This window comes from Streptomyces sp. SUK 48 (assembly GCF_009650765.1).
GTDB lineage: Bacteria > Actinomycetota > Actinomycetes > Streptomycetales > Streptomycetaceae > Streptomyces.
The window spans coordinates 504466-518738 of sequence record NZ_CP045740.1 but is presented as its reverse complement, the minus strand read 5'-3'; the positions used below and the strand labels follow the sequence as shown (position 1 = coordinate 518738).

Genomic DNA, 14273 nt, shown 5'->3' with positions numbered 1-14273 from the left:
CCGCTTTACCGGAGCAAATTCCGTATCGTGCGATCAAAGAATTGCTCTGTTCGCGATGAGAGTTTCCTTGAAGAAGGCGCGACACGGCGTGCCGGGCGCCCGGCGTGACCAAAACTTCCGGGCATGGCAACAAACGTTCTCGACGCGACCGCCGCCACCGGCGCCGGCCGCCGCGCACCATGGAAAACCCCGGCGGGTGAGCCCCCGTACGCCCGTCCGGCACTACTGCTCCTCACCTTCCTCGCCGCGGTGTTCTACGCCTGGGGCATCACCCATAGCCAGTACCACACCTTCTACGCCGACGCGGCCCGCAGCATGACCGGCAGCTGGAAGGCGTTCTTCTACGGCTCTTTCGACCCCGCGAATTCCATCACGCTGGACAAATCCCCGGGATTCCTGTGGCCGCAGGCCCTGTCCGCGCGCCTGCTCGGCTTCCATCCCTGGACCCTGACGCTGCCCCAGGTCCTGGAGGGCGTGGCGAGTCTGCTGGTGCTGTACCGCCTGGTGCACCGCTGGGCCGGGACGCACGCGGCCCTGCTCGCCGCGACGGCCTTCCTGGCGACCCCGGTCGCCGTCGGCCTGTTCCGCACCTCGGTGGAGGACCCGGCATTCACCCTGTGCCTGCTGCTCGCCGCCGAGGCCACCCAGCGGGCCGCGCGGGCGGGCCGGCCGCTCCCGCTGCTGCTGGCCGGGGTCTGGGTCGGCGCCGCCTTCCAGGCGAAGATGCTGGAGGCATGGGCCGTCCTGCCCGCCCTCGCCCTGGTCTACCTGGTCTCGGCCCCGCTCGCGCTGCGCCGCCGCCTCGCCCACCTCGGCCTGGCCGCCCTGGTGACGACCGCCGTCTCGGCCTCCTGGATGCTGGCGGTGACCCTCGTACCGGCCACGGACCGCCCGTACGTCGACGGCACCACCAACAACTCCGCGTTCAGCATGGTCGTCGGCTACAACTTCCTGAACCGTTTCGGCTCGCTCGGCATCAGCGCCGCCTCCACCGGGAGCGTGAGCGCGACACAGGGCGGCGGGCACCGGGGTGCCGGGGCGAGGGGCGCGGCCGGGCCGGGGGCCGCAGGCGGTACGGCGGACACGCGCGGGACGTCCGGGCGGCGGGGCGCCAAGGCGCGGGGAGCGTCCGGGCCGCGCGGTGCGGCGGCCGCCGCCGGTGCCGCGTCGCCGTACGCGGGCGGGTTCGGCGGCGCGGAGAACGGCTGGGCGAAGATGTTCGGGACCACGCTCGCCGCCCAGACCGGCTGGTTCTACCCGTTCGCCGCCGTGGCCGTCGTCTGCGGTCTGCTCTGGCGGCGGGGACGGCCGCGCACCGACGCCTCACGCGCCGGGTTCCTGCTGTGGGGTGCCTGGCTCGCCACGTACTTCCTGGTGTTCAGCGCCGGCAGCGTCGGCCCGCACACGTACTACATGGGGGTGATCGCGGTGCCGCTCGCCGCGCTCACCGGTGCCGGGACGGTGCTGCTGTGGCGCGCCCACCGGGCCGGCGGCCGGCGTGCCTGGGCGCTGCCCGGCGCGGTGGCGGCGACCACGGTGTGGAGCGCGTGCCTCGCCGACCGGTTCGCCGCCTCCTTCCTGCCGTGGCTGGCGCCCGCCGTCGTCGCGCTCGGCCTCGCCGCCGTCGTCCTGCTGGCCCTCACCCGGCCCGAACGGCCGCGTGGCGGCGGCCGGTTGGCGCTCGCCGGGCTCGCCGTCTCGCTCGCGGCCCTGCTCGTCGCCCCGAGCGCCTGGGCGGTGCAGGTCTTCAACCCGGCGTACGGCACCTCGGGCATGGGCTCGGTGGGCCCGACCACCCCCAACGGGGAGCGTACGAGGGGGAGTTCGGGACCCCAGGCCGCCGGCGGCCGGACGGCGTCACCCTCCGGATTCGCCGCCCTGGCCGGCATCGCCTCGAACGGCACCCTGACCCCCGACGAGCGCCGCCTCCTCGACTACACCCGCGCCCATCAAGGCGGCGCACGCTATGTGTTCGCCACCACCAACTGGAACACGGCCTCCCCGTACATCCTGTCGGCCGGCGCCGACGTCCTGCCGCTCGGCGGATTCAGCGGCAAGGTGCCCTTCCCGGCCCGGGCCGACTTCCAGCGGCTGGTGGCCGCGGGGCGGGTCCGGTACGTGCTCGCGGGCGGTCCCGCCGGGCTCGGCCCGCTCGCGGCCGGCAGCGGCAACGCGGCCGCCGGGCCGACGCAGGCCACCCGGATCACCGACTGGGTCGAGGCCACCTGCGCGAAGGTCCCCGCGTCGGCGTACGGCGGCACGAACGCCCCGGCCACGCCCCCGGCGGCCAGACGGACCGCCCGGACGCTCTACCGCTGCGGCCCCGGCCAGTAGCATGAGCGACGGCAGCCCGGAATGATCATGCGAGGAGCAGATCGTGCGCGACATCGCCGTCTTCAGCGGCAGTGCCCATCCCGAACTGGCCAAGGAGGTCTGCGCGCATCTGGGGGTGCCGCTGAGCCCGGCCCGGGTCAGCCGGTTCGCCAACGACTGCCTGGAGGTGCAGCTCCAGGCCAACTGCCGGGAACGGGACGTCTTCCTGATCCAGCCGCTGGTCAAGCCGGTGCAGGAACACCTGGTGGAGCTGCTGCTGATGTGCGACGCGGCCCGGGGCGCCTCCGCCTCCCGGATCACCGTCGTGATGCCGCACTACTCCTACGCCCGCTCCGACAAGAAGGACGCGCCCCGCATCTCCATCGGCGGCCGGCTCGTCGCCGACCTGATGGTGGCGGCGGGCGCGAGCCGTGTCCTCGCCATGACCCTGCACTCCCCGCAGGTGCACGGCTTCTTCTCGGTACCGGTGGACCATCTGCACGCGCTGCGCGAACTGGCCGCGCACTTCGGGCAGTACGACCTGTCGCGCACCACGGTGGTCTCCCCGGACCTCGGCAACGCCAAGGAGGCCGCCGCCTTCGCCCGGCGCATCGGCGCGCAGGTGGCGGCCGGCGCCAAGCAGCGGTACGCGGACGACCGGGTGAGCATCAGCTCCGTCATCGGCGAGATCGCCGGGCGGGACGTCATCGTGCTGGACGACGAGATCGCCAAGGGCAGCACCGTACTCGAACTCCTGGACCGACTGCGCGAGTTGGGTCCGCGCTCGATCCGGGTGGCGTGCACCCACGGGCTGTTCGCGGCCGGTGCGCTGCGGCGGCTCGGGGAGCAGCCGGACGTGCTGGAGATCGTCTGCACCAACACCGTGCCGATCCCGGCCGACGAGCACACCGACAAGCTGCGCGTGCTGTCCATCGCCCCGGCCCTCGCCGAGGCGGTACGGCGCATCCACAACGGGGAGTCGGTCAGCGCCCTGTTCGAGGAGGGGTGAGCCGTCCCGGGGGCGCCCCCTCACCGTGAACCGGACGCGGCCCCGGCTCCCGCCAGGGCCGCGTCCGGCGTGGCGTGCGGCGGCAGCAGCCGGGACAGGCCCGTCGCCCGCAGGACGCGCAGGGTCAGCGGGTGGGTGCACACCAGGTGCAGCTGTCCGCCGTGGCCGAGGCTCCGGGTCCGCGCCCGGTAGAGCAGGCGCAGCCCCGAGCAGTCGAAGAACTCCACGGGCCGCAGATCGAGCACCACCTGGGCGCCGGGGCGGCCGGTGATCCGGTCCAGGAGGGGGAGGATCTCCGCCGCCGCGACGAGGTCGATCTCGCCCCGGAACTCCAGGACGGTGTGCGCACGGTATGCGTACACGCGCAGATGCCGGGTGAGGGACACGGGTACCCGTCGCACCTCGGCATCACCTCCCACCCGCACCCGGACGTCGGATCTCCGACCGTCAAGTTACCCTCGATGGAAGGAATTTGAGCATGTTCGATTGACATATGTCTTCAGGTTTCGCGCGTGTCCGCGGGCCGTTCAGTCGACCAGCAGCACCAGCTTCCCCGTGGTGCGCCCGGTCTCCCCCCGTTCGTGCGCCTTCGCGGCGTCGCCCAGCGGGTACGTCCCGGCGATCTCCGCCCTCAGCGTCCCCGCCCCGGCCAGTTCCGCGACCGACCGCATGCCGGACCGGTCGGCGTCCACCAGCATCCGTACCGCCCGTACGCCGAGCCGCTCGGCCTCGTCGTACAGCTCGCGGGAGCCCACCGGCAGGATCGACACCAGGATTCCGCCGGGCCGCAGCGTCCGCAGGGAGCGCAGCGCCGTCTCGCCGCCGAGGGTGTCCAGGACGACGTCCACGTCCCGTACCGCCTCGGTGACATCGGTGGAGTGGTAGTCGACCGGCTCGTCCACGCCGATCTCCCGCAGGAAGCCGTGCTTGGCGGCGCTCGCCGTACCGATCACGTACGCGCCGTGCGCCGCCGCGATCTGCGCGGCCACGTGCCCGACCCCGCCGGCCGCCGCGTGGATCAGCACCCGCTGTCCCCGCCGCAGTCCGGCCCGCTCGGTCAGTGCCTGCCAAGCGGTCAGCGATACCAGCGGCAGCGCGCCCGCCTGGGTGTGGTCGACCGAGGCCGGCTTGTGCCACAGGGCGCGGGCGGGGGCGATCACGTACTGGGCGTGCGAGCCGTGTCCGAAGGGGTAGGGCAGCATGCCGAACACCTCGTCGCCGGGCCGGAACTCGGCCACCCCGACGCCGGTCTCGGCGACCTCACCGGAGACGTCCCAGCCGAGCACGAACGGGGGCTCGCCGAGGAATCCGCCGGTGGCGCGGTGTTTCCAGTCGGTGGGGTTCAGACCGGCGGCCCGCACCCGGACCAGCACCTCGTTCGGCCGGGGCGTCGGCCGCTCCAGCGTCACTTCCCGCAGTACCTCGGGGCCGCCGAGGACGTCCTGGCCGATGGCTCGCATGGTGGTCACATCGTTCATGGTCCCCCAGCCCGCCCCGCCGCGCCCCGCGGCGGGCCCGCTCCCGCGTCCAGGGGTCGTACGGATGGCGCACGAGAGGGAGGGCGCGGTATGCGCGCAGGACTGGCGGCGGTAGGACTGGCGGCGGTGACGGCCGCGGCGGGGGCGGGCTGCGGTGCCGACGGCCCCGGGACGGGACCCCTGGTGGTGAAGGGAACCCCGCCCGTACGGCCGTACGGCGGACCGCTGCACGTCCGTACCGGGCAGACGGCGGGCAAAAGCGGCACCCGGGCGCTGCGCGCGGCCTCCGGCGCGGCCGACCGGGTGCTGTACTCCTTCGACGTCGGCGGCCGTACCAAGGTGGCCGTCGTGGTGGCCAGGGACCGCAAGGACCGGCCCGGCCGGGGCCCCGAGACCAGCGCCTCCCGCGATCCGGCCGAACTCCCCGAGCGCTTCACCGCCACCACCGAGTGGGAGGTCTGGACCGGCCGCGACGGCCGCCGGTCCCGGTGACCCGGCTCTCCGGCTCACCCGGCCCGGACCACGGCGGCTGGGCGTCCGCCCACTTCCTCACCCTCGGCGACCGGATCCACGCCCGTGATCCCGAGGGCGTCCTCGCCCGCGCCGGCTTCCGCACCGCGCCGTACGCCGGCCGGCTCCCCGCCCTGCCCGCCGACGCGTACGACACCGGATACCACCGGCGCGACCAGCGTCTTTGGCTGACCCCCGGCCGGGCCACGGCCTACGGAGACGCGCCGTCGGTGACGCGCCTCGTGCGCGGGCCAGGGCCCCGCGGCCACACTGGAGCGCGCCCGCATCTTCCCGCGCACCCGCATCCCGCCAGGAGGCCGAACGCGATGACCCCGCCGCCCGCCCGCACCGCCGAGCAGCGCAAGAAGGACACCCTGCACCGGCTGGACCACGACGAGGACGCCTGGGTGGCCACGGCCGGACCCGACGGCGGGGCGCCCTACCTGGTGCCGCTGTCCTTCGTCTGGGACGGCGCCCTCCTGCTGTTCGCCACCCCGGCGGACAGCCCGACCGGCCGCAATCTGGTCGACAGTGGCCGGGTCCGGCTCGGCATCGGGTCGACCCGGGACGTCGTCATGGTGGACGGCAGCGTCCAGTCGGTGAGCCCGGAGGACCTGCCCGAGGAGGACGCGGAGGTCTTCGCGGGCAAGACCGGCTTCGACCCCCGGCGGCTCGCCACCCGCCATCTGTACTTCCGGGTCGTCCCCGAGCGCGTCCAGGCATGGCGCGAGGCGAACGAACTGCCCGGACGTGACCTCATGCGCGACGGCCGGTGGCTGCTCGACGGCTGAGCGGGGCGGGGCGGCACCTCAGCGCCGTCCGCGCTTGCCGCCCTTGCCCCGCTTGTGCTCCGCGCGCGTCCGGCTCTCCGCGCCGTTCTTCTTGTCCTCGGCGTCCTCGGCCACCGGCCACACGCCCGTGGAGCGGGCGATGGCCTTGGCGCCGGTGCGGTCCACGGCGCTGCGCACCACCGCGAAGATCGCGCCCTGGATGGCCGCGGCCAGCAGGATGTCGCGCATCCTGCGGTCCTCGTCCAGGGCGCTGGGCGCGTCGTCCTCGTGCCGGATCGCCTTCCACGCCTGTTTGAAGGCGAGGCTCGCGACGGCGCCGCTCGCCCAGCTGAGCACGAAACCGATCGGCTGGTAGACGAAGGGGAGCTTGGTCTTCTTCGACTTCGACATGGGTGTCTCCTTCCTCGTCAGATGGATCTCATACGGGGCGGCCCGCGGCGGCCACCCGTTCGCCCTCGGGCACCGGGCCCGGGGGTGTGCCGTCGCCGAACGGTCGGCCGCCCAGCTCCTCGCGGTGGTGCGGGCTCAGCCAGGACGCGAGATCGGGGCCGAGCGGCACGATCCCGGTCGGGTTGATACCGCTGTGCACCTGGTAGTAGTGCCGCTTGATGTGGTCGAAGTCGACGGTGTCGCCGAACCCCGGGGTCTGGAACAGGTCCCGGGCGTACGCCCACAGCACCGGGTCCTCCGCCAGCTTCCAGCGGTTGCACTTGAAGTGGCCGTGGTAGACGGGGTCGAACCGGACCAGCGTGGTGAACAGCCGGATGTCCGCTTCCGTGAGGGTGTCCCCGACCAGATACCGCTGTCCGGCCAGCCGTTCGGCGATCATTTCCAGCCGCCGGAAGACGCCCGCGCACGCCTCCTCGTACTCCTTCTGGTGGGTGGCGAACCCGGCCCGGTACACGCCGTTGTTCACGTCCTCGTACACCCCGGCCATCACCTCGTCGATCTCCTCGCGGCGGGCCGCCGGATACAGATCGGGGGCGCCCGCGCGGTGCAGGGCCGTCCACTCGGTGGCGAGGTCCAGGGTGAGCTGCTGGTAGTCGTTGGTGACCAGTTCCCCGCTCGCCACGTCCACGACGGCGGGCACGCTCACCCCGCCCGGGTAGCCGCTCTCCCGGCGGTCGTACGCCTCGCCGAGGTAGCGGATGCCGAGCACCGGGTCCCGGCCGTCCGGATCCAGGGTGAAGCGCCAGCTGCGGTCGTCCTGGATCGGGTCGGCGACCGCCATCGACAGCGCGTCCTCCAGGCCCAGCAGCCGGCGGGAGATCACCGCCCGGCTCGCCCAGGGGCACGCGCGCGACACCACGAGCCGGTAGCGCCCCGCCGCCACCGGCCACCCGTCCCGGCCGTCCGCCGTGATCCGGTCCCGGAAATGGCTGCGCGACCGGCTGAAGCTCGTGTGGCCGTAGGCGCGGTTGCCGTCACCGCCCATGTCTCCTCCTCGCCGCCGGGCCCCAGGCCCCCGCCGCCGGGGCCCCGGAGCACCGGCTTCTCCGTCAGAGCACCGACTTCCCCGTTTCCGGGCACCCGCACGGTGTGATTCCCCGGCCCCCGGGCAGTCGGCCCCCGTGAGCGGAACACCACCGGAACGACAGGAACAGGGGGCCGTCCCGACGGGGGCCGCCCGCGACGAGGGGCACACCCGGGGCAGTGACCGGATCCGGGCCCGTGAGCGGCGCGCCCGGGCGAGCGACCGCCGTACCCGGGTCACCGTCCTGGTCGCCCTCGGAGCCAATCTGCTGATCGCGGTCGCCAAGGCCGCCGGCGGGGTGATCTCGGGCTCGCCCGCGCTGCTGTCGGAGGCCGCGCACTCGGTCGCCGACTCCCTCAACGAGGTGTTCCTGCTGGCCGCCCTGCGCCGCAGCCGCCGCCCCGCCGACGACCGGCACCCCTTCGGCTACGGCAAGGAACGCTTCTTCTGGTCCCTGCTCGCCGCCGTCGGGATCTTCGTGATGGGCGGCTGCTTCTCCTTCTACCAGGGCGTCGAGGCGCTGCGCCAGGACACCATGGAGACGACCCGCGGCTATGTGGTGGGCCTGATCGTGCTGGGCGTGGCGCTGCTCGCCGAGGGCGGCTCGCTGCTGCGCGCCCTGCACCAGGTGCGCAACCGCGGCGGGCGGGCGGCGCTGCGCGATCCGGCGCTGCGCACGGTGGTCGCGGAGGACGGCACGGCGGTGCTCGGCGTGACCCTGGCGATCGCCGGGATGGCCCTGCACATGGCCACCGGGCAGGTCGCCTGGGAGGCGTCCGCCTCGCTCGCCATCGGCGTGCTGCTGGTCTACATCGCCTACCGGCTGGGCCGCGAGGCCCGCGACCAGCTCATCGGGCAGGCCGCCGACCCGGAGCTCAGCGGCCGGATACGCGCGCTGCTGCGGGCGCAGCCGGAGATCGACAGCGTGGAGGAGCTGTTCACCATGAAACTGGGCCTCGACTCCACGCTGGTGGCCGCGCGCATCGACCTCGCGCCGGGCCTGGACAGCGAACGGGTCGAGGAGGTCGCCGACCGCATCAAGCGCTCGCTGGCCGCGACGTTCCCGGCCGCCGACCAGATCTTCCTCGACGTCACCGACGGACCGGACGGCGGGACACGGCAGAGCCCCGCCGCGACGGGGGAACGCGGCGGGGCCTGACGGCACGACTGCCCGTACGAAAGAGGGCGCACACCCGCCGGGTGAGGATTTCCCCGGCGGGCGCCCCCGTGCCGGGCGGTCAGCTGCCCTCGGCCGGCTCCAGGACGAACACCGGGATCTCCCGGTCGGTCTTCTCCTGGTACTCCGCGTACGGCGGGTACGCGTCGACCGCCCGCCCCCACCACTCGGCCTTCTCGGCGCCGGTGACCTCGCGGGCCCGCATGTCCTGCCTGACCGGGCCGTCCTGGAGCTCGACGCGCGGATCGGCCTTGATGTTGAAGTACCACACCGGGTGCTTCGGCGCTCCGCCCTGCGAGGCCACCACCGCGTACGCGCCCTCGTGCGTCACCCGCATGAGCGGGGTCTTGCGGATCTTCCCGCTCTTCGCGCCCCGGGTCGTCAGGACGATGACCGGCATCCCGGTGTCCATCAGGGTGTTCCCCTTCGTCCCGCCGGAGCTCTCGTACAACTCCACCTGGTCGCGCACCCACTGATCCGGGCTCGGCTCGTACTCACCCTCGAGAGGCATGGATCCGTTCCCCTTCGTCGCTCTCACGCATGCATGGCACCGGTCACAACACCGGCGGCCGCATGATTCATCCGTACCGTATCCGTACCGTGCTTCCCCGCGCCGCCGTGATCATTACCTCCTCGGTCATCGCGTCACCCCCACCACACCCGGCACAGTGGTCACCGTCCGAAACCGGCACCGACCCCCGGGAGCGACCTCATGCCGTACGACCCCACCCCCGAGACCCGCGCCGCGGTCCGGGAACTCCTGGCCAGGATCGGCGCGGGCGACCCCGACCGGATCGCCGGGCTGTACGCCGAGGAATGCGACTGGCGGCTCGACTGGCCCGAGGAGGAGCATGGCCGCCCGGACACCCCGTGGATCCGGCACCGCGCCACCCGGGCGGACGTGGCCGCCCACTTCCGGGAGCTGGCCGCCCACCATGTGCCCGCCGAGGCGGACACCAGGGTCGAGCGCGTGCTGGCCGACGGCGAGGACGCGGTCGTCCTCGGCGTCGTACGGCAGACCGCCGCACCGACCGGCCGCGCCTACACCGCCCGGATCGCCCTGCACCTCACGGTCCGCGACGGCGTCGTCGTACGCCACCACGTGTACGAGGACAGCCTCGCCGTGGCCCGCGCCTTCGCCCCGCGCGAGGGGGGCGCCGGGGCGCCGTGAACAGCGGATGCGCCGTCTGGCCGGAACTCGACCCTCCTACCTTCGCGATCCGGACGGATCGGGAGGATCCTTGAAGTGGCTGAACTTGTCATCGACCCATAGGTGCCTGAGGCATCTAATGAAGATCGGCACGACGCACTTCTTCGTCTGCGAGGTCTTTCCATGACGGAACTGACGGACATCACCGGCCCGGCGACCCCGGCCGACCCCGTCGCCTTCCCCCAGGACCGCACCTGTCCCTACCACCCGCCGACCGGCTACGCCCCGCTGCGCGAGGACCGGCCCCTGGCGCGCGTCACCCTGTACGACGGCCGTGAGGTCTGGATGGTCACCGGACACGCCACCGCCCGCGCACTGCTCGCCGACCCCCGGCTGTCCAGCGACCGCCGCCGCGGCGAGTTCCCGTCGATCTCCCCCCGCTTCGAGGGCGTCCGCGACCGCCGGGTGGCGCTGCTCGGCCAGGACGACCCCGAGCACCAGCGGCAGCGGCGGATGATGATCCCGTCGTTCACTCTCAAACGCGCCGGCGGGCTGCGGCCCGCCATCCAGCGGATCGTGGACGACCTGCTGGACACGATGATCGAGCAGGGCCCGCCCGCCGATCTGGTCTCCGCCTTCGCGCTGCCCGTGCCGTCGATGGTGATCTGCGATGTGCTCGGCGTGCCCTACGCCGACCACGAGTTCTTCGAGGAGCAGTCCCGGCGGCTGCTGCGCGGGCCGACCGCCGAGGACAGCCAGGGCGCCCGCGACCGTCTGGAGGAGTATCTCGGCGGCCTCGTCGACGCCAAGGCCCGGCAGTCCGAGCCCGGCGACGGCGTCCTCGACGATCTCGTCCACCAGCAGCTGGGCCAGGGCGCGCTGGAGCGCGCCGACGTCGTCTCGCTCGCGGTGATCCTGCTGGTCGCGGGCCATGAGACCACCGCCAACATGATCTCCCTCGGCACCTTCACCCTGCTCCAGAACCCCGGCCGGCTGGCCGAGCTGCGCGCGGATCCGGCGCTGCTGCCCGCGGCCGTCGAGGAGCTGATGCGGGTGCTGTCCATCGTCGACGCGCTGGCGCGGGTGGCGCTGGAGGACATCGAGATCGACGGCACCACCATCCGGGCCGGTGAGGGGGTCTTCTTCTCCACGTCGGTGATCAACCGGGACCCGGGCCAGTACGACGACCCCGACGCCCTGGACCTCCACCGACCCACCCGGCACCACGTGTCGTTCGGCTTCGGCATCCACCAGTGCCTGGGCCAGAACCTGGCCCGCGCGGAGCTGGAGATCGCCCTCGGCACCCTGCTCGCCCGGCTGCCGGGACTGCGGCTGGCCGCGCCCGCCGAGGAGATCCCCTTCAAACCCGGCGACACGATCCAGGGGATGCTGGAACTCCCCGTGACCTGGTAAGAGGCTCAGCTCATGCACATCGAGATCGACAAGAACGTCTGTATCGGCGCGGGCCAGTGCGCGCTGACCGCGCCGGGTGTGTTCACCCAGGACGACGACGGGTTCAGCATGCTGATCCCCGGCCGGGAGGACGGCGCGGGCGACCCGAACGTCCGCGAGGCGGCCCGGGCGTGCCCGGTGGGCGCGATCACCGTGACGGACCCGGCGGCGGCGGAGGCGTAGGCGGGCCGAGCGAGATGACGACGGGGGCGGGCGGCGGCCGGCGAAGTGGGCGACGGGCTCGCCCGGCCGCCCGCCTCACTGCCCGGTCCGCCTGCCCGGCCCTTCGGGTGCCCGGACCCGCCGTCGGCCCTGTCGGTCGGCGACGGGTCCGGCGTCCGGGCCGGTCGCCGCCGGGGGGTCAGTTGGCATGCATGCTCTGCGCCATCCGTACCAGCTCGTCGCTCTCCGCCGCGTCGATCTCGACGTCCAGGACGGTGCAGACGCGGGCCAGCAGGAAGTAGAAGCCCGCGAGGACGAGGGTCTCTACGATCTGTTCCTCGGTGTAGTGGGCGCTGACGGCCGCGTAACGGGCGTCGTCCACGAGGGGCGAGGCGGCCGCGGCGGCGGCGAAGGCGACGAGCGCCTGCTGGGCCGGGGTGAAGACCTCTGCGTCGTACCGCTGGGCGCGCAGGGCCGCGCGCTGCTCGTCCGTGACCCCCGCGGCCCGGGAGATGGGCACGTGCTGCGCCCACTCGTACTCGGCCTCGAACACGGTGCCGTAGGTGAGGATGAGCAGCTCGCGGTCGACCGCGCCGAGGCTGGCGTCGGCGAAGAGCGAGGCGCCCAGCCGGGCGATCTGCGTGACCGACCGGGGCGCGTGGCCGAGCATCCGGTACACGTTGATGATGCGGCCCTGGCTCAGCGAGCGCAGGGATTCGGGCAGCGCCTCGGTGTCGAGGCAGGGGATGCGGGACATGGGTCTCTCCTTGGGACAGGTCGGCTGGGGGCAGGTCGGCACGAGGGGCAGGGCGAGGGGCGGGTCAGGAGTCCTGGTCGTCCAGCCAGCGGGGTCCTGACGAGCCGCGGGGGACCAGCAGCGGGCCGCGCCAGGCCGGCGGGGTCTCGCTCAGGGTCACCGGCGGTGCCACGAGCGAGAGTTCGCCGAGCGGGGTCTGCCGGACGAGGCGCTCGGGCTGGACCAACGGCGTCGCGGGAAGCAGCCGTTCGACCTGCTCGGGCGTGAACGTGCCGAGCTGATAGGCCCAGTTGGAGACACCGGCGAGGGAGACCCGGACCCGGTAGCTGCCGCCCTCGTGGGCGCGGCGCAGGACCGCGCTCATGACGCCGGCGGCGACGAGGTAGGCGGCCAGGTAGTCGTTGAGCATCCGGCCGGGTGGCAACTGCGGCTGCCCGTTCCGCCGTTCGCTCCAGTTGACGCCGGTCAGGGCCTGGGCGTGCTGGTCGAAGCCGCCCCGGTCCTGCCAGGGGCCGCTGTGGCCGTAGGCGCGCACGGAGACATGGATGACGCCGGGGGAGATCTCGGCGCACTCCTCGGGGCCGAGCCCGAGCCGGGACATCTTCCCGGGCCGGTGGTTGTGCACGAACACGTCGGCGGTGCGCAGCAGTTCCTCGAAGGCGCGCCGGCCCTCGCCGCCGGAGTCCAGGGCGAGCCGGGCCGAGCGCAGACCGACACCGGTCTCGTTCCAGCACAGATCGTGGTCGAAGGCGTTCGGCTCGCACACGTGCAGCACGTCGGCGCCCTGCTCGGCGAGGACCCGGCCGGCCGCGGTGCCCGCGAAGACATGGGTGAACTGGAGGGAGCGCAGCCCGGACAGCGGCTGGGCGCCGGCCGGCAGCGGGCGCGGCGGGGCGCCGTCGTCCACCCGCTCCACGGACACGAGGGGTTCGTCCATGACGGCCCGGCCCTGCGGGTGCGCGAGGAACTCCTCCCGGCTGCGGACGATCGCGAGCGGGACCCCCCGGACGGCCGCCTCCTCCTCCAGCTCCCAGGAGATCCGCCGCGCGACGGCGGCGCCGATGGCCTCGCGGGTGTGCGCCGTGCCGAGCAGGTCGAGGAAGGCGTCGCGGGTGCTCGGATAGCAGGCGATCGGGATGGCCCAGCGGTCGTCCGCGGTGCGGTACAGATCCCACAGCGCGGGGGCGAGCCCGCCGCCGAGCCCGAGCACGCTGCCCATGTTGGAGCCGTAGCCGTTCAGCGTGTTGCCGCCGCCGAGGTAGGGCGTGAGCTGGTGCACCGCCTGCCCGAGGTCGAGGCCGAGGCGCTGCGGGCGGCCCGTGGCGCTGTGCCAGATCTGGGCCGCGCCCACGGCGGAGGACAGCAGGGCTATGCCCATGGCCGAGCCCAGCCGGACGGTCGACGGCACCAGCGGATCCTGTCCGCGCACGACGAGTTCGCTGACCGCGCCGTCGCGCGACAGGCCGAGCGTCTTCAGGGTCCTGTCTAATTCACCGATCAGATCGAATTCGTTTTCTTTCATGCCCGGAAACATAGCACCGATGAGGTGGCAGTAAACCGGTCGAGTGTCATTTTCGGAGGGGATGCGGGACGCTGTTGATGAAAGTAGAACCGTCATCAGCCGGCTATCAGTTCACTATCAGGAAGGGCTGGTTCGGTTGTTCTGAAGCAGTCGATTCGTAGAGAGGCGGTGACGTGGATGTCGCATGATTTTCCCGCCGTGGAGGAGCTCGACCACCTGCCCGAGCACGAGCGCCGGGAAGTCATCGAGGACCTGGTGGTGGCGGAGTTCAGGAGTGCCCTTTTCATGACCGACCGCGAGGAGTTCGCCCTGGACGTGGGCTTCTTCGACCTGGGGATCACCTCGCTGCGGCTGAGCGAGGTGAAGCTTTCCCTGGAGCGGAAGCTGGGGCGAGAGATTTCGACGGCCACCCTTTTCGGCCATCCGACCGCCGGTCAGTTGATCGACCATCTTTGTGCGTGATCTTTTTCCTGACCGG

The 14273-nt window shown here is 73.0% G+C and carries 15 protein-coding genes and 1 pseudogene; 9 read left to right on the top strand and 7 right to left on the bottom strand.

What is annotated here, in order from left to right; translation table 11 throughout:
- Positions 1 to 123: 123 nt before the first annotated feature.
- Together GHR20_RS02325 and GHR20_RS02320 are read left to right on the top strand one after the other, a co-directional pair.
- Positions 124 to 2334 (top strand): glycosyltransferase family 39 protein, encoded by a 2211-nt coding sequence (locus tag GHR20_RS02325; RefSeq protein ID WP_153812012.1) that lies wholly within the window; start codon positions 124 to 126, stop codon positions 2332 to 2334.
- 43 nt (positions 2335 to 2377) lie between these two features.
- On the top strand, positions 2378 to 3322 hold the full coding sequence (locus GHR20_RS02320; protein ID WP_111581751.1) for a ribose-phosphate pyrophosphokinase: 945 nt from the start codon (positions 2378 to 2380) through the stop codon (positions 3320 to 3322).
- A 20-nt stretch (positions 3323 to 3342) separates the two neighbouring features.
- On the opposite strand, the gene GHR20_RS02315 is transcribed toward GHR20_RS02320, so the two are convergent.
- Both GHR20_RS02315 and GHR20_RS02310 read right to left on the bottom strand, forming a co-directional pair.
- Positions 3343 to 3723 carry an anti-sigma factor antagonist gene (locus GHR20_RS02315; RefSeq protein WP_111581750.1) on the bottom strand — a complete coding sequence of 127 codons (381 nt, stop codon included), beginning with the start codon at positions 3721 to 3723 and terminating at the stop codon, positions 3343 to 3345.
- A gap of 126 nt (positions 3724 to 3849) precedes the next feature.
- Positions 3850 to 4800 carry an NADP-dependent oxidoreductase gene (locus GHR20_RS02310; RefSeq protein WP_153812011.1) on the bottom strand — a complete coding sequence of 317 codons (951 nt, stop codon included), beginning with the start codon at positions 4798 to 4800 and terminating at the stop codon, positions 3850 to 3852.
- Positions 4801 to 4890: 90 nt separating this feature from the next.
- On the opposite strand from GHR20_RS02310, the gene GHR20_RS36660 reads away from it, so the two are divergent.
- Both GHR20_RS36660 and GHR20_RS02300 read left to right on the top strand, forming a co-directional pair.
- Positions 4891 to 5292: a hypothetical protein gene (locus GHR20_RS36660; protein WP_194858780.1), complete on the top strand. Its 402-nt coding sequence runs from the start codon at positions 4891 to 4893 to the stop codon at positions 5290 to 5292.
- A gap of 344 nt (positions 5293 to 5636) precedes the next feature.
- A complete protein-coding gene (locus GHR20_RS02300) occupies positions 5637 to 6101 on the top strand; it encodes a pyridoxamine 5'-phosphate oxidase family protein (RefSeq protein ID WP_148024771.1) in 465 nt (154 codons plus the stop codon).
- Positions 6102 to 6215: 114 nt separating this feature from the next.
- Here the strand turns inward: GHR20_RS02300 and GHR20_RS02295 are convergent.
- Positions 6216 to 6491: pseudogene (locus GHR20_RS02295) on the bottom strand (DUF4235 domain-containing protein); the annotation flags it as partial.
- Between the two features lie 28 nt (positions 6492 to 6519).
- Complete coding sequence (locus tag GHR20_RS02290; protein ID WP_153812010.1) at positions 6520 to 7536, bottom strand: glutathione S-transferase C-terminal domain-containing protein; 1017 nt, start codon at positions 7534 to 7536, stop codon at positions 6520 to 6522.
- A 226-nt stretch (positions 7537 to 7762) separates the two neighbouring features.
- Between GHR20_RS02290 and GHR20_RS02285 the strand changes: the two genes are divergently transcribed.
- Positions 7763 to 8734, top strand: a complete 972-nt coding sequence (locus GHR20_RS02285) for a cation diffusion facilitator family transporter (RefSeq protein ID WP_153815793.1) — start codon at positions 7763 to 7765, stop codon at positions 8732 to 8734.
- A gap of 79 nt (positions 8735 to 8813) precedes the next feature.
- Here the strand turns inward: GHR20_RS02285 and GHR20_RS02280 are convergent, their stop codons facing one another.
- A complete protein-coding gene (locus tag GHR20_RS02280; RefSeq protein ID WP_111581744.1) occupies positions 8814 to 9263 on the bottom strand; it encodes a nitroreductase family deazaflavin-dependent oxidoreductase in 450 nt (149 codons plus the stop codon).
- A gap of 201 nt (positions 9264 to 9464) precedes the next feature.
- Between GHR20_RS02280 and GHR20_RS02275 the strand changes: the two genes are divergently transcribed.
- The 3 genes from GHR20_RS02275 (at position 9465) to GHR20_RS02265 (ending at position 11537) form a co-directional block, all read left to right on the top strand.
- Entirely contained in the window at positions 9465 to 9923 is a 459-nt protein-coding gene (locus GHR20_RS02275; protein ID WP_153812009.1) for a nuclear transport factor 2 family protein, read from the top strand.
- A gap of 162 nt (positions 9924 to 10085) precedes the next feature.
- A complete protein-coding gene (locus GHR20_RS02270; RefSeq protein ID WP_111581742.1) occupies positions 10086 to 11315 on the top strand; it encodes a cytochrome P450 in 1230 nt (409 codons plus the stop codon).
- A gap of 12 nt (positions 11316 to 11327) precedes the next feature.
- A complete protein-coding gene (locus GHR20_RS02265; RefSeq protein WP_111581741.1) occupies positions 11328 to 11537 on the top strand; it encodes a ferredoxin in 210 nt (69 codons plus the stop codon).
- Between the two features lie 178 nt (positions 11538 to 11715).
- On the opposite strand, the gene GHR20_RS02260 is transcribed toward GHR20_RS02265, so the two are convergent.
- On the bottom strand, positions 11716 to 12273 hold the full coding sequence (locus GHR20_RS02260; protein ID WP_111581740.1) for a carboxymuconolactone decarboxylase family protein: 558 nt from the start codon (positions 12271 to 12273) through the stop codon (positions 11716 to 11718).
- 64 nt (positions 12274 to 12337) lie between these two features.
- Positions 12338 to 13795, bottom strand: a complete 1458-nt coding sequence (locus GHR20_RS02255; RefSeq protein ID WP_194858778.1) for a CoA transferase — start codon at positions 13793 to 13795, stop codon at positions 12338 to 12340.
- Between the two features lie 198 nt (positions 13796 to 13993).
- Between GHR20_RS02255 and GHR20_RS02250 the strand changes: the two genes are divergently transcribed.
- Positions 13994 to 14257 carry an acyl carrier protein gene (locus GHR20_RS02250; RefSeq protein ID WP_241670694.1) on the top strand — a complete coding sequence of 88 codons (264 nt, stop codon included), beginning with the start codon at positions 13994 to 13996 and terminating at the stop codon, positions 14255 to 14257.
- The last annotated feature ends 16 nt before the right edge of the window (positions 14258 to 14273 follow it).

Coding starts and splice junctions, on each gene's coding strand:
- GHR20_RS02300 (WP_148024771.1), top strand. CDS start 5,637: ATGACCCCGCCGCCCGCCCGCACCGCCGAGCAGCGCAAGAAGGACACC.
- GHR20_RS02290 (WP_153812010.1), bottom strand. CDS start 7,536: ATGGGCGGTGACGGCAACCGCGCCTACGGCCACACGAGCTTCAGCCGG.
- GHR20_RS36660 (WP_194858780.1), top strand. CDS start 4,891: ATGCGCGCAGGACTGGCGGCGGTAGGACTGGCGGCGGTGACGGCCGCG.
- GHR20_RS02270 (WP_111581742.1), top strand. CDS start 10,086: ATGACGGAACTGACGGACATCACCGGCCCGGCGACCCCGGCCGACCCC.
- GHR20_RS02275 (WP_153812009.1), top strand. CDS start 9,465: ATGCCGTACGACCCCACCCCCGAGACCCGCGCCGCGGTCCGGGAACTC.
- GHR20_RS02310 (WP_153812011.1), bottom strand. CDS start 4,800: ATGAACGATGTGACCACCATGCGAGCCATCGGCCAGGACGTCCTCGGC.
- GHR20_RS02265 (WP_111581741.1), top strand. CDS start 11,328: ATGCACATCGAGATCGACAAGAACGTCTGTATCGGCGCGGGCCAGTGC.
- GHR20_RS02280 (WP_111581744.1), bottom strand. CDS start 9,263: ATGCCTCTCGAGGGTGAGTACGAGCCGAGCCCGGATCAGTGGGTGCGC.
- GHR20_RS02260 (WP_111581740.1), bottom strand. CDS start 12,273: ATGTCCCGCATCCCCTGCCTCGACACCGAGGCGCTGCCCGAATCCCTG.
- GHR20_RS02255 (WP_194858778.1), bottom strand. CDS start 13,795: ATGAAAGAAAACGAATTCGATCTGATCGGTGAATTAGACAGGACCCTG.
- GHR20_RS02325 (WP_153812012.1), top strand. CDS start 124: ATGGCAACAAACGTTCTCGACGCGACCGCCGCCACCGGCGCCGGCCGC.